Origin of the sequence: Bartonella sp. CM31XJBT (genome assembly GCF_028618555.1) — a bacterium.
In the GTDB taxonomy this organism is placed as follows: Bacteria; Pseudomonadota; Alphaproteobacteria; order Rhizobiales; family Rhizobiaceae; genus Bartonella.
Map to the genome: position 1 here is coordinate 93,653 of NZ_JAQITD010000004.1, position 14,820 is coordinate 108,472.

General features: G+C 37.5%; 10 protein-coding genes. 3 read left to right on the forward strand and 7 right to left on the reverse strand.

Features of this window, described 5'->3' with window-relative positions; all coding sequences use genetic code 11:
* Window positions 1–78 precede the first annotated feature (78 nt).
* The 4 genes from PVV63_RS03265 to PVV63_RS03280 form a co-directional block, all read right to left on the reverse strand.
* On the reverse strand, window positions 79–1,365 hold the full coding sequence (locus tag PVV63_RS03265; protein ID WP_273790617.1) for an RsmB/NOP family class I SAM-dependent RNA methyltransferase: 1,287 nt from the start codon (window positions 1,363–1,365) through the stop codon (window positions 79–81).
* 780 nt (window positions 1,366–2,145) lie between these two features.
* Window positions 2,146–3,645 (reverse strand): IMP dehydrogenase, encoded by a 1,500-nt coding sequence (gene guaB / locus PVV63_RS03270; protein WP_273790618.1) that lies wholly within the window; start codon window positions 3,643–3,645, stop codon window positions 2,146–2,148.
* 150 nt (window positions 3,646–3,795) lie between these two features.
* On the reverse strand, window positions 3,796–5,367 hold the full coding sequence (locus PVV63_RS03275; protein WP_273790619.1) for a phospholipase D family protein: 1,572 nt from the start codon (window positions 5,365–5,367) through the stop codon (window positions 3,796–3,798).
* A gap of 403 nt (window positions 5,368–5,770) precedes the next feature.
* On the reverse strand, window positions 5,771–7,156 hold the full coding sequence (locus PVV63_RS03280) for a sigma-54 dependent transcriptional regulator (protein ID WP_273790620.1): 1,386 nt from the start codon (window positions 7,154–7,156) through the stop codon (window positions 5,771–5,773).
* Between the two features lie 252 nt (window positions 7,157–7,408).
* Here PVV63_RS03280 and PVV63_RS03285 point away from each other — a divergent pair, with 252 nt between their 5' ends.
* Window positions 7,409–7,768: a hypothetical protein gene (locus PVV63_RS03285; protein ID WP_273790621.1), complete on the forward strand. Its 360-nt coding sequence runs from the start codon at window positions 7,409–7,411 to the stop codon at window positions 7,766–7,768.
* 276 nt (window positions 7,769–8,044) lie between these two features.
* Here PVV63_RS03285 and PVV63_RS03290 read toward each other — a convergent pair whose 3' ends face one another.
* Window positions 8,045–9,037 carry an SIS domain-containing protein gene (locus PVV63_RS03290; protein ID WP_273790622.1) on the reverse strand — a complete coding sequence of 331 codons (993 nt, stop codon included), beginning with the start codon at window positions 9,035–9,037 and terminating at the stop codon, window positions 8,045–8,047.
* Between the two features lie 39 nt (window positions 9,038–9,076).
* The gene (locus tag PVV63_RS03295; RefSeq protein ID WP_273790623.1) at window positions 9,077–9,967 is read right to left on the reverse strand and encodes a UTP--glucose-1-phosphate uridylyltransferase; all 891 of its coding nucleotides are present in this window, start codon (window positions 9,965–9,967) and stop codon (window positions 9,077–9,079) included.
* Between the two features lie 264 nt (window positions 9,968–10,231).
* On the opposite strand from PVV63_RS03295, the gene PVV63_RS03300 reads away from it, so the two are divergent.
* Complete coding sequence (locus PVV63_RS03300) at window positions 10,232–11,485, forward strand: lytic murein transglycosylase (RefSeq protein ID WP_273790624.1); 1,254 nt, start codon at window positions 10,232–10,234, stop codon at window positions 11,483–11,485.
* A 14-nt stretch (window positions 11,486–11,499) separates the two neighbouring features.
* Entirely contained in the window at window positions 11,500–12,576 is a 1,077-nt protein-coding gene (locus PVV63_RS03305) for an SGNH family hydrolase (RefSeq protein WP_273790625.1), read from the forward strand.
* 162 nt (window positions 12,577–12,738) lie between these two features.
* Here the strand turns inward: PVV63_RS03305 and PVV63_RS03310 are convergent, their stop codons facing one another.
* Entirely contained in the window at window positions 12,739–14,763 is a 2,025-nt protein-coding gene (locus tag PVV63_RS03310; RefSeq protein WP_273790626.1) for a M3 family metallopeptidase, read from the reverse strand.
* Window positions 14,764–14,820: the final 57 nt, after the last annotated feature.

Consider the following 14,820-nt stretch of genomic DNA (forward strand, 5'->3'; position numbering starts at 1 on the left):
TTCTCTTTTCACAAGCCTGTTTTCTTAAGAAAAAGATTATTCTCGTAAAGTTTATGATAAAAAGTGCAAAAATATGGATCAATGTTTTTTTTGCAACACAGATAAAAAGAACCCATCTGTTTGTGTTGTGGCTGGCGACAAAGTAAGTCCATAATTTGAAAAAACTGGTTGCACAGGAGAAAAACTAAAATGTTTCTGCCAAAGCGCTGGCATATCTATTGGAGAAAAATGAGAATGTTGTTGAAGGAAATGGGAAATTTGTTCCTCATTTTCATCTGTAAAAAGAGAACAGGTAATATAGATTAGGCGCCCATTTGGCTTAAGATAAGCTATCGCTTCATTCAAAATAGCCCTCTGTTCTGTTTGGCGTTGTTTCACCTGTTCTAATGTTAAACGCCATTTCGCATCTGGACGACGACGCCATATTCCTGTCCCACTACATGGTGCATCTAGTAGAACTCTATCCATCTGGCCTATTAATGGCTTCAATTCTTCTTTTTGTGCTCGTGTTTGTACATTACGAACACCAGCGCGTCGAAGACGATCAAAAATAGGAGCTAAGCGCGCTTTATCGGAATCATAAGCATAAATTTGTCCACGATTGTTCATATCGGAAGCTAAAGCTAATGTTTTGCCCCCAGCACCTGCACAATAATCTAATACCTGCATGCTCTCTTGCGCGTCCACAAGGTGAGCAACAATTTGAGATCCTAAATCCTGTATTTCAAAGTGTCCTTTTTGAAAAGCTTGTTCCACTTGAACATTGGGATGACGATTAAACTTTTCAATCGGTGCAATTCTTAAAGCTTGCCCAAACCATGGAAAAGATTTAAGTTTGGTTTTTGCTAATTCTTTCAGCACCTTTTCTGGTGTTGCCTTTAGGTTATTTACCCGTAGATCTAAAGAAGGACGCGTTGCTAACGCAGCCGCTTCAGTGATCCAATTATCACCAAATAAAGGACGCAGATGCGCTTGACACCATTGTGGAATATCACCACGAATATAGTCTGGAGCATCCACTAATTGCTGACCTTGCCACGATTTACGCTGCTTAGCCCCTAATAACTGTGGTGCAAACCGATCTTCTGCCAACTCACCGTCAATTTGCTCCAGCGTCATTTTTCCATAATCTAATAAGGCACCAAAAACGATATCTCGGATATCATCACTCTCCATACGCCATTGTAAAGAATAACGTCGTCTTAAAACATCATAAACGATTGTACCAATAGCTGCGCGATCACCTGCTCCAGCAAAGCGATGAGAAAGCCCCCAATCCTTTAAAGCTGCTCCTACTGGGCGATGCTTCATTTCTATCTCTTTGAGAACATCTATTGCTGCTTGCAAACGCCCACCTAATCGCATTCATTTCTCCCATTAAAATAATAAAATTTTAAATCATCTAAAAAAATAATATTATCGTCTTCTTGCCAATGGAACCTTCTCAAAGCCATAAAAAATTTACATTCAATATTAAAATGATCTGATCATACTTTTTTATAAAATCCAATTTAGAGTATCTAGATTTTTCCTTTCATCTTCTGCCCATTCGCTTTTTATCCTTCTACCTCTTATGCTAAAAGATACGTAGCCATCCATAAAGAACTTATTTCCGCCATGCATTACGAAAAAATCAAATATCTCCCATCTTTGTACGGCTATCCTGCTGAAAAAATAGAAAAAGTCTTCTCATAAAATTAAACAATTTCATCTTACGTTCAACAAAAAATTAACTTTTTAGAAAATGCTTGGAACCACTATTTGGCATGACCGTTTTTACTCTAATGGCAACTGCCAGACAATTTAAAAGGAGAAAATAATGACTTATAATAATGGAAAAACAACTTCGTCTAAAAGCCGTCATAATACAATGCCCTCAAACAACGGAAAGAAATCCATCCAAAGTGATCAGACAAACACTCGCCAACGTGCGTCAAAGACTGGACGGAAGACAACAAAAAGTTAATTCTAATTTTATATAACTTATTTCATATAGTCTTAACAGAAAGAATTAGAGTTTTGACCTCTAATTCTTTCCTTTTTGGGATTATTACACCAAATTACAAACAGAAAAAAGCGCAGTCTCTCTTTCTTATTCTCGGAAGATTTTATATTTATGCAATATGACATTAGGATCTTGTATCTTTAAACTGGCCCACGATAATTTGGACTCTCTCGTGTGATAGAAACATCATGCGTATGACTTTCATGGAGTCCCGCATTCGTAATACGTACAAACGTTGCTTTTTCACGAAACTCTACAAGATCTTTTGCTCCAACATACCCCATCGAAGCACGAAGTCCACCAGCAAGCTGATGTAGAACTGATGCTATAGGACCTTTATAAGCCACCTGCCCCTCTACACCCTCAGGAACCAACTTAAGTTCATCACGAACATCATCTTGAAAATAGCGATCTGCCGATCCTCGTGCCATAGCACCAACAGATCCCATGCCGCGATAAGCTTTAAAGGATCGTCCTTGATATAGATAAACTTCACCAGGGCTTTCTTCTGTACCCGCTAAAAGAGAGCCAATCATAGCAGCACAAGCCCCACCTGCTAAGGCTTTAGCAAAATCACCCGAAGCTTTTATCCCCCCATCAGCAATAACGGGAATACCGACCTTATCAGCAATTTCTGCCGCACTCATAATGGCTGCAAGCTGAGGAACACCAACACCTGCAACAATTCGCGTTGTGCAAATAGAACCAGGACCAATACCAACTTTTATAGCATCCGCACCACTGTCAATCAAAGCCTGTGTTGCTTGCGGAGTTGCGACATTACCAGCAATAATGGCTGGAGAAAACGTCATTTTTTTAATACGCTCAACTGTGTCTAATACACGCTGAGAATGTCCATGTGCAGTATCAATCACTAGAATATCAACACCTGCATCAATTAATCGTTCAGCCCGCTCAAACCCATCGTCCCCTACACTACTTGCAGCTGCAACACGCAAGCGACCTTGCGAATCTTTGGCAGCGTTTGGATTTAATTTTGCTTTTTCAATATCCTTAACTGTTATCAGTCCGACACAACGATTCTGTTCATCCACAACTAATAATTTTTCAATACGATGATGGTGTAAAAGATACTTTGCTTCATTGAGTTGAACATTTTCACGCACTGTGATTAAATTTTCATGCGTCATTAATTCATAAATTTTTTGTTTGGGATCCGATGCAAAACGCACATCCCTATTTGTCAAAATGCCAACAAGCCGTCCAGCAGTTTCACCTTTAGCACCATTTTCAACAACCGGAATACCGGAAATACCATGAGAGCGCATCAAAGATTTTGCTTCTTCAAGTGTTGCATCTGGTCCAATGGTGACTGGATTAACAACCATACCAGATTCAAACTTTTTTACTTGGCGGACCTCTTCTGCCTGCTCTGCAGGAGACATATTACGATGAATAACCCCAAGACCACCAGCTTGAGCCATCGCAATAGCCAAACGCGATTCTGTTACCGTATCCATTGCCGCAGAAAGCAATGGCAAATTGAGCTTAATATCCGCTGCAATGCGCGTACTGAGATCCACTTGACTAGGCATAACAAGAGAATGACCGGGTTGTAAAAGTACATCATCAAAAGTCAGTGCCAATGCACCTGTCCCCGTTTCAACAATCTTTGCCATAGCAAAATTCCTTTTATAATAAAACACCGCAAGGAGCTTTAAAATACAACTGCGGTTCTCATACATGGTAGATTGGCAAAAAATTATGCCATGCTACAAACAAAATGAAAAGAAAAATAAAATATTTTTTTAAGTGTGGTTTATAAAAATTTACAATTGTGATTCAATAGGTAACCAACTTATTATTTTTGCAAATGCGCGACGCCAAAAATTGCTTTCTGGCTCATAGTCAATGCTATATTTTTTTTCATTTTCAATAAAATCCCAATAAATACGATTATTATCACCAAGACGCAGATGATAGCTCATTTCCCCTGTGGTTTCTTCAGAAAACAACAAATCTAATCTTGCTGTAATGGGAGCACATTCAAAAAGAATGCCCATTTCTGTATTTAATGATGCTGATCTTGGATCAAAATTTAAAGATCCAATAAAAGCTGTTTTACGATCAATTAAAAAAGCTTTGGCATGTAAACTTGCCTTACTCGATCGAAACAATCGTAACCCATGAGTATTGCCTTCCGCTTTTAATTCATAAAGATTAACACCACTTTTCAACAATGCCTTACGATACGGTACATAACCACCATGCACTAATGCTACATCAGTAGCTGCTAAAGAATTTGTCAGAATTTTGACATCAACACCCTTTGAAACCAAATTACTAAAATTCTGCGTGCCAACCTTACCAGGAACAAAATAAGGTGACGTAATCTGAACCGTTTTTTGGGCATTTCCAATAACCTTTGAAAGTGCCTTCATAAGCCAATTGCTTGCTTTTTTACGCAATGCTTTTTCTGGAGGATCAGAAAGAACAACAACTTTGTCTGCTAAAAATAACCGCTTTCCTGTTTGGATAAAACAATTAAAGTTAATGTGCTCTTTGACATAATCTAAATAAACTTTTGCAACCTTGGAATCACGAAACTTTCGTAATTTATCTTTCCAATAGCTAAGATCACTTGCGCTTTTAGGAACAACCAAAGTATGAATTGGTAAAACAACAGCACTATTCCAAAAATCATCAAAGATACTTTCTACCTTTTTAACAGAGGGACCGATTAACATCAAATCTAAATCTCGAAAATGAGATTCTTTACCAGCATCAAAATAAGAATCTGCAAGATTACGTCCTCCTACAAAAGCGACCCTGCCATCAACAATAAAAGCTTTATTATGCATTCTACGTGTTACGGTAATTGCCCGTAATATAATTTCTAAACCACGGCGTAAACCACCTTTACGAGATCGCCCTGGATTAAACATTCTCACCTCAATATGAGGATGTTTATCTAGCGCAATATAAGCTGGATCACGTGCCTGAGCATTAATATCATCCAAAAGAAGCCGTACCCGAACACCCCGATCTGCTGCCTCAACTATTTCACTTAATAATAGGCGCCCCGTTAAATCATCGTCCCAAATATAATACATCAGATCAAGGCTACGCCCAGCCTCTGCAGCTCCTATTGCACGAACACAAAACGCATCCAAATTGCTGATAATGAGGGAAAGGGCATCTTTATCAATCCCCAATCCACTTTCTTCCTCAGCTAATTGACTGACGATACGATCAAGCTTAGTTTCATCTTTCTGAATAGGTAACGCATAAGAACATTGCCCCCTAGCATTTTTCACAAAACGTCCATAGGTGTAGATTGCCAACATAGATGCAATAAAAAAAAAGAGGACAAAACCAATAACAATCTGTAAAAGAGTCAAAGAGGATAAACTTTCTATTTTAAACTATCACATCATCAGTAATGCAAACGATAACACTAATCACTTTATCTTAATCGTATAGCAGATAAAATGCCACTTCTTGCTTAAGAGAGTATAAATTTAATATTGATGATACAAAAATTTTAGCGGTAGTATTTAAAAGTTTTTAAAAATGCTTCTCTGTTTTAATAAATGTAAACTTAACTAAAATTGTATAAATTGAAACAAACGATTAAAATAATCACATAAAATTTATATTTGATTTAAATCTACAAAATCATCCTCTATAGATAAATTTTACAATAAATAATTGTTTTCTTAAGCTTCCCCCACGAACTTTATCAAAATCCACTCTATTTTTTTGAAACTCATGCTTGTCATGAAGAGAAATTTGTTATGAATTTTACTTTCGTTCTTGATTTCTTATTGCTCTCAATTCTTCCATTTTTCTATAAAGTGTAGAGCGACCAATATGAAGGCGGCGCGCAATCTCACTCATATGTCCTTTATAATGTTTAATCGCTTTCTCTATAATATCATGTTCCATCTCTGCAAAAGTACGCACATGCCCATCAGTATTCAAAAATTTTATCGATTCTTGTTCATTATCTTCTTGTATATTACCCTCAATGATATTGGGAACATTCATTAATGAATTTCCCATTAATTGCGGAAAATCTCGAACAGTTAATAACGGTCCTTCACTGAGTAAAATCGCACGAAATAAAAAGGTTTCAAGCTCATTTCTATTGCCAGGCCAATCATACTGCATAAGCAAGGAAAGAGCAGAGCCTGCTAAACCATGGACATGTGATCGCCCTGTTTCTGTGATAATGTGATCAATCAAACGTTGTGTAATCTCTGGAAAATCATCCCTTAATTCTCGTAAAGCAGGGACGCTAATAGACAAGTGAGAAAATTGTTCAAACAAACTATGCAAAAAAAAGTTCTCATTAACCAAGTCCTTTAAACGCGATGTTGAAATAGCAATGATCCGAAAAGGGAAAAATCCTCCTTTTGTATCCCTTTCCCTCTCTTTAAGGTAATGAGCAAACCGTTTTTGCTGTATGGGCTCAAGTCGATCAATATCACAAAGGCAAAGTGTCCCTTTTTCAAGAGAAGAAACCAATGGTAGGAATTCTTTAAACCACTGCTGATTTTCTTCTTCTGGATCAACGATGGCTGAACATTGAAAGCGAACAAAAACACCCTCCGAAAATAATCCCTCATGATGAATAATCCGAGCTAATGTCTCACGTCCTGTTCCAGCTTCCCCCTCTATCAAAAGATTCTGTAAAGAAGTTGCTGCTTGTCTCGATTGTTCTAACACTATCTGCATAGCTCTACTTTTTACGCAAAGATCAGAAAACCGTAAATGATTCTCTTTTTTTCGCCGAATATCTCGAACCTCGTGCTCCAAGGCAGAAATAAGAGCAAGAATATCCAAAGTAACTCTTACGCGTAATAATGTTACTGGATGGATCCAATAATCAATAGCTCCAGCTGTTAAAGCTTTCTGGAGTAAATGCTGATTCTCTTGTTGTGCTATAACGACAATAGGAACAGAAACACCAGCAACTCTAATCATTTTAATCAAATCGCTCACACTCAAATCACTCATAACGACATCAAGGAGTGCAAGCACAATGTTTTTACGCCTGTGTAAAAGATCAATCGTACGGAGACCATTTTCTGCTTCAATGACACGATAACCAAAACCTCTCAGCATAGCAGAAAGTTCTATACGTCTTCCATAATCTTCACTCGCAACAAGAATGGGACCAACCATAATGTCAATAATCTCCTTTGAGACTACTCAGCAGCTTAATATCAAAATTGTTGTAAACCATAAGAAATATTTCACCTCTTGTGTTTCACTTACGAACTTCATCAAGCTATCAATTAAATACAACATTAAGGCATTTTTTTCCATTTTTTTGCTTTTTCATTGATTTTCATTAAATTTTTCATATTGACTCATGGGGTAATTTAATAATGTTATAGAAACTCGAGAGCAAATAATCTAAATAGAGTGCAATAAATGAAACATACCTATCATATTTTATGTCTTACAATCACCGCCTTGCTGTTAAGTGCCTGTAAATTTTCGCAATATTATAATTCAAATATGCCAACTGGAATTGATGGGAAATGGGTTGATGAGAATGGTATTATTTCTTCTTTCCACAATGGTGTTTTTGAAACGCGTGCAGCAGATACAGAAGAAAAACTATCAGAAGGGGCATATAATTATCTCAATGCCCAAAATATAGAAATTGAAATACGCTCTATTCTCCGTGGAACAATTTCTAGAGTCAATTGTACAATGTCCTATGACGCCACACAACTTCTCTGCACCTCACATACAGGAGCACAGTTTTTCCTTAAGCGGAAATCTTAAACAAAGTACAAGGGAAACCTCTCTTAAGAACAGAGGGAGCACACACATTAAGCAGGAGGCGATCCGTTCTCCTCCTGATAGAAAATCCTCTCTAAAATACGCAAAGAGGCTGGTATAATCTTTACCCTGAGAATTTTCTAAACATTATGAAATGCGTAAAATAATCATTTTCTTCCACAAAATATCAGTAAAGCCACCTCACAATAAAATTATAACTTTGTATCCTGCAATCTATTTCAACCTAAAATAACATTTTATTTGATAAGGAAGCTTAATCTAAGCAGCGCCAATGCGCAAAAGATCATGAAAATGGACAATTCCTATCGGTTTTTTATCTTCAACCACGAAAAATGCACCAATCTGATGATCATTAATAAAAGCTGTTGCTGCACCAACAAGTGTATTTGGCTTTACAACTTTAGGAGCTTTGGTCATCACCTCGTCAACATTAAATTTTGATAAATTAAAATGAATGTTACGTGCAAGGTCGCCATCAGTTACAATTCCGATTAGTTCACCTTCTTGATTCACAACACCAACACAACCAAAATGTTTTTCCACCAAAACATTCATCGCTTCAGTCATAGATGTTCCCTGCATTACCAAAGGAATATTATCACCCTCATGCATAATATCACACACGTATTTAAGGCTTGCACCAAGAGAACCACCAGGATGATATATTTTGAAATCCGTTGCGGTAAAACCACGCATTTCTAAAAGAGAAACCGCTAATGCATCTCCCATTGCCAATTGCATAATTGTTGAAGTTGTAGGGGCTAAACCATGGGGGCAAGCCTCTTCTATCTTTGGTAATAATAGCACAATATCAGCTTGTCGTCCTAACACAGAGTGCTTACTTGATGTCATCGCAATAAGGGGAATACGAAAACGCGCCGCATAACTCATAATACCACTTAACTCTTGAGTTTCACCAGACCATGATAAAGCAAGAATAACATCATCAGATCCAATCATACCAAGATCACCATGATTGGCTTCTGCAGCGTGAACAAAAAAGGCAGGTGTTCCAGTTGAGGCTAAGGTTGCTGCAATTTTTGTCCCTATATGACCACTTTTTCCAAGACCAGTAATGACCACATGTCCACGAGCATTTCTAATAGTTTGAACAGCCGCTTCAAAAGAAGAAGAAAGACTTTCCAGAAGAGCTTTTTCAAGGGCTTCAAGCCCCTGCTTTTCACTGGCAAGTGTTTTAAGCGCTGATACAACAGCACCCTGCAAAGCCATATGAGGAGACGGTATTATCATAATCAAATTCGATCAATAAAATTAAATGAGAGATCTATATTATTTTTCAACATTAATGGTTTCCAATAAATTTTTCAATGAAGCAGAAACGTGGCTGTGCATATCAGCGCGTGCCAAAGAAAATGCAACGTTGGCTTCAATAAAACCAGCTTTAGAACCGCAATCAAAAGTGCGCCCTTTTACTTGCAAACCCCAAAAATCTTGCTCATTTGAAAGCCGTATCATAGCATCTGTTAATTGAATTTCATTTCCTGTTCCCCGTTCTTGAGTAGAAAGAATATTAAAAATTTCTGGCTGCAAAATATAACGTCCATTGATGTACAAATTTGATGGTGCCGTTCCTTGTACTGGTTTCTCTACCATTTTTGTGATTTCAAAACCATTTGCAATCTGTTTGCCTTTCCCAACAATACCATATTTATGTGTTTCTCTAGGATCGCATTCCTGAACTGCTATAATATTTCCCCCACCCACCTTTTCATAAAGGCTCATCATTTCAGAAAGACAGCCCTTTTTCGCCTGTATCAACATATCGGGTAATAATAAAGCAAAAGGTTCCCCTGCAACTAATTCACGCGCACACCAAAGAGCATGCCCTAATCCCAAAGGTTGCTGTTGCCGAGTGAAAGAAGTTGACCCTGGTAATGGCTGTAAACGGTATAAATTTGCAAGATCTTCTTTCTTTCCACATTCAGCAAGTGTCGTGTATAATTCAACTTGCGCATCAAAATAATCCTCAATGACTGCTTTGTTACGTCCAGTCACAAAAATAAAATGCTCAATACCAGCTTCCCTCGCCTCATCCACAACATATTGAATAACAGGTTTATCAACAACTGTTAGCATTTCTTTAGGAATCGTTTTTGTCGCAGGAAGGAAACGCGTACCAAGACCTGCTACTGGGAATACTGCTTTCCGGATTTTACGCACACTCACCCTCCTCAATGAATTCATATAACTTTTTTGTTTTATTTATCATATGTTTTTACGAAATGGTAAAAAAGATATCTTATTGTTTTGATTATCATTATAATGGATAATAAAAATGTAAAAAGAGTCTGAGAATTTATTGAAAGGATTAAAACGAATTATTTATTCAGTTTTTTCCTCTTCTTGATCATATTATCGATTAAACTAAATACAAAATAAAGTTATTGCACATCTAATGAATTGAATATTAATGGGGATTTCAAAATGCAAAAAACAGAATTGAAGACTCTCTTTTTAGAGAAGTCAATAACTTGGAGAACTCTTTTCACTGTCTCTGCCGTTATTTTTTCTGCTTTTTTTATGTTTTTTATATCCCTTTCATATGCTGATAGCGGATTTAAACACTGGATTAAAGAATTTAAAAAAATAGCTATTGCTCACAATATTACCCCTTCTACGTTTCATATGGCGTTTAAAGGTGTTAATGCCATTGATCCAGAAGTTCTAAAAAGCGCCGCATACCAACCGGAATTTGTTGCTCCTTCATGGAACTATTTCGATAATCGTGTCCATGATATTGCAATTGAGGAAGGACGGCGCCAAACTCAAAAATGGAACAAATGGCTTCTTCAAATTGAAAAACGTTTTGGTGTTGATCGCAATATTCTGCTTGCTATTTGGTCAATGGAAAGCAACTATGGGAAGGTTTTAGCCAATAAAAGTGTAATGCGTGATACCATTCGCTCTCTTGCAACTTTAGCCTATGCTGATAAAAAACGTGCAAAATATGCATATACACAGCTGATTGCTGCTATGAAAATTCTACAAAGTGGCGAAATTAAACGCTCTCAACTCACTGGATCTTGGGCCGGTGCATTGGGGCATACACAATTTATTCCAAGCAGTTATCTCGCCTATGCAGTTGATATGGACCAAGATGGACGGCGTGATATCTGGAACTCTGTTCCAGATGCTCTGGCTACTGCTGCTAACCTTCTCCACAAAAATGGCTGGCAACCTAATCTTATTTGGGGAGTAGAGGTAAAAGTGCCGCAGGGGAAAAACCTTCCTGAAGGCTGGTATTCCTTTGAACAATGGAAAAAATTAGGTGTAAAACACGCAAATGGTCACCCTCTTCCTACATCAGCTGAACAAGCAATATTAAAATATCCAGATGGAGCAAAAGGACCTATATTTTTAGTCACAAAAAATTTCTTTGTTCTGAAACATTATAATAATGCAGATCGTTATGCGTTTGCTGTTGGCCTTCTTGCTGATCGCATTGCTGGACATCCTGGATTGGTAAATGATTGGCAAAGACCTTTTCAACCTCTTACTTTCCAGGAATGTAAAGAACTACAATCTCGCTTAAGTGCACTGGGCTATTATAAAGGGAATGTTGATGGAAAAATCGGAACAGCTTCTCGCAAAGCAATTAAAGCTTTTCAACTGCGTCACGGTCTAAAAGCAAATGGATATCCATCACCTCAAGTGCTTTTTCTCCTTCGCAAACAATAAGGGAGACTAAATTTTTGTCTTCTTTTCGCCTGATATACTTGACATTATTGCTGTTTTCACTTTCTATTGTGGGGATCTTACAGCCATCCCCAAGTAAAGCAACGAACTTCTTCAAATGGTTGTCACAACAAAACAAACAGACACAGCAGCCACCGCAAATTATAGAACAAAAAATAGACAAGCCGCAAAAAAAGATCGTAACACAAAAAAACATACAAAAGCTAAAAAATGAGAATGCAAAGCGCGTTCTTGTCATAGGGGATTTTGCAGCTTCTGCTGTTGCCGATGCACTTAAGAAGTCTTTTATAAATAATAGCTATATCGTTATCATGAACAACACAATACCAGCTTCCGGCTTAGTTCGAACGGATTATTATTCTTGGCAAGGCAATATTTCTAAACTCATTGATCAAAATAATCCCGATGTTATTATCATGATGATCGGTGCAAATGATAATCAACCCATCACAGACTCTCATAACATGATTAACACAGATCAGTCAGAATGGATACGCATCTACAAACAAAGAATTATCGAAATTGCTGAAAGTCTTCATGCCTCTGGAAAACCATGGATATGGATAGGTCAGCCTTCTTTTGGAAATGATCTTTTGACACAAAAAATAAAAATTTTTAATGCGCTCTATCAACAAGAAACAGAAACAGCAGGAGGGTATTTTCTCGATATCTGGAGCGGCTTTAGTGATGAGACAGGAAATTTTTCTTTTTCAGGCTATGATATTAATGGGAAAATAACCAAATTACGCACCAATAATGGCATGCATTTCACCCCTGAAGGAAAGAAAAAACTTGCCTCTTATTTAGAAAAGCCATTGAAAAATATTTTAAATTTTTATGCCTTTTCTCATGGAAATCCTTACTCAACCGATCAAGCTATTCAAAAACTTATACAAGAATCAGAGAATCAAGAGCGGAGTAAAATTATGCGTCAGCTTCCAATGAGCCTCGATGATATGGCACAACAAAACACTCACCTTTTAGGCAAAAGAAAGTTAAGTTTTATAAAAAAATCATGGTTTCCACCAAATGGGCATCAAAAAGATCGAGCTGATGATTTTTCTTTCCCATAATGTCTATTTAAAATACAAAATCTGTTTTCCTCTATAAACAAAAAGCGAATAAGATAAAAAACTCTGTTTACAGAGCTATAATGAAGAGGAAATTTGCATAACTCGCAACTGCACCTTTCGAATAATATGAAAACGGCATGGTGTTAACCATACCGTTATATCTTATAGTCCACGTTTGTTAATCATTGCCTCTGGTAAAGGCATCCGTCCCCGAAAAGCTTTATAAAGCTCCTCTGGATCACGACTTCCTCCAGCGGAGTAAATACAACGCTTTAAAAGATCAGCGAGCTCTGAATTAAAAACATCTCCCGTTTCTTCAAAAGCCTGAAAAGCATCTGCATCAAGAACTTCCGACCACATATAAGAATAGTAACCAGATGCATAACCATCCCCTGCAAACACATGCATAAAATGTGGGGGACGATGACGCATAATAATTGTGTCAGGCATTTGCAGCTTTTCTAATTCTTGGCGTTCAAACACTGTTGGATCAGTGACTGTTTCGCCTTGATGAAAAGCCATATCCACTAAAGCTGATGAGATAAATTCAACGGCAGAAAATCCTGCATTAAATGTCTGTGCTACTAAAACTTTATCTATCAACTCTTGTGGCATAGGATGGCCTGTTTTTGTATGTATAGCATAAGATTTTAATATCTCTGGCACGGTTAACCAATGTTCGTAAAGTTGAGAAGGTAGCTCAACAAAATCACGTGCAACAGATGTTCCCGACACAGATGGCCATGTGACATCAGAAAGCAAACCATGCAATGCATGTCCAAATTCGTGGAAAAGCGTACGTGCATCATCAAGTGATAAAAGAGCAACTTCTCCTTTGGGCGGTTTAGCAAAATTACAAACATTGTAGATAATAGGCTTTTGTCCGCCATCCAATTTATGTTGTGATTGCAAACTACTCATCCACGCACCGGAGCGTTTTGAAGAACGCGCAAAATAATCACCAATAAAATGCCCAAGTAGACTTCCATCAGACTTTTTTACTTCCCACAAACGTGCATCAGGATGCCAAAGTGTAACAGCGTTTTTTTCTTCAAATGTAATGCCAAAGAGTTTTTCTGCTACCCTAAAAGCCGCTTTAATCATACGATCAAGCTGAAAATAATATTTAATCTCCGCGCTATCGAAAGAAAGTTTTTCAGTACGAAGTTTTTCAGCATAATAACGCCAATCCCAAGCAGCTAAAGATTCATTGCAGCCCTGATTGTTGGCAAAATTTTGTAAGTCAATTTGCTCAGTAGAAGCTTTCGCTCTTGCGCGCTCCCATACAGGCATAAGCAAATCCATAACGGAATCAACACTTTTAGCCATAGTATTATCGAGCTTCAAATCTGCGAAAGATTTATATCCCAATAATTTAGCCTGCTCATCTCGAAGCGCAACAATCTCTACAATAATTGTTTTATTATCATTCTTGTTATTATTTTCACCACGTTTAGCCCAAGCTTGGAATGCAACCTCACGCAAATCACGACGATCAGAGAATTTTAAAAAAGGTTCAACAATCGAACGTGCTAGTGTTAATGCATACGCTTCTTCATTGCCTCTTTCACACGCAATTTCCTTCATTGAAGCAATGAGATCTTGCGGTAAACCAGATAAGTCTGTTTGTTTTAAAAATAGAATCCATTCAGCTTCATCATTTAAGACATTTTGTCCAAAAGTAGCATTTAAAAAAGCAAGTCTTTCATTAATTTCCAAAAGCCGTTTCTTAGCTTTTTCATCGAGTTTTGCCCCATGACAAACAAACTTTTTCCACCATAATTCAAGAACACGTGTTGTTTCACTCTCAAATGTGCCCAGCTGCGACTGTTTATAAAGCATATCTATTTTCGCAAATATCCGCGCATCCATCATCATTTTTGAAGAATAACGAGAAAGTTTTACAACGAACTCTTGCTCTAGCTGTTGAATTAATACATTCGTATGAGCACTGGTGCGTAAGAAAAATATTGAACAGACACGATCAAGCGCTTTGCCGCAAAGCTCAAAAGGCTGTAAAAAATTCTCAAGCGTTGGTGGTTCTTGCACCATCGCAATCGCCTCTAGTTCTTCTTCGGCTTCTTGAAGAGCCTGTTCAAAAGCGGGTTTAAAATCTTCATCACTTATAGAAGAAAAATCAGGAAGACATGAAAATCCCTTCCACTCCAGCACTGCTTCTTTTGCCATAATACTTTATGTCTCCATTATAAATTTAAACTGTAACAATTATCTTTACGACACAAA